Raw genomic sequence first — 497 nt, forward strand, 5'->3', positions numbered from 1 at the left:
TTGCATTCACATCATCTGAAGCTGAACAACCATTTGCATCAGTTATTGTTACTGAATAATTTCCACTTGTAGAAACTGTAATAGTTTGAGTTGTTTCTCCTGTAGACCATAAATAAGTTGATCCTGCATTTCCTGCATCAAAAGTGATGCTGTTTCCTGAACAAGTTTCCTGATCTGCTCCCAAATCTACTGTTGGGTTTGCATGGATTGTTGCATTCACATCATCTGAAGCTGAACAACCATTTGCATCAGTTATTGTTACTGAATAATTTCCACTTGCAGAAACTGTAATAGTTTGCGTTGTTTCTCCTGTAGACCATAAATAAGTCGAACCAATATTTCCTGCATCAAAAGTGATGCTGTTTCCTGAACATGTTTCCTGATCTACACCAAGATTTACTGTTGGGTTTGCATGGATTGTTGCATTCACATCATCAGTAGCTGAACATCCGTTCGCGTCAGTTATTGTTACAGAATAATTTCCACTTGTCGAAACT

Annotated in this window: 1 pseudogene; it reads right to left on the reverse strand. The window is 37.6% G+C overall.

Features of this window, described 5'->3' with window-relative positions:
• Positions 1-497, reverse strand: a pseudogene (locus L3049_RS21545) (hypothetical protein); the annotation flags it as partial.

This window comes from Labilibaculum sp. DW002 (genome assembly GCF_029029525.1).
Classification (GTDB): Bacteria; Bacteroidota; Bacteroidia; order Bacteroidales; family Marinifilaceae; genus Paralabilibaculum; species Paralabilibaculum antarcticum.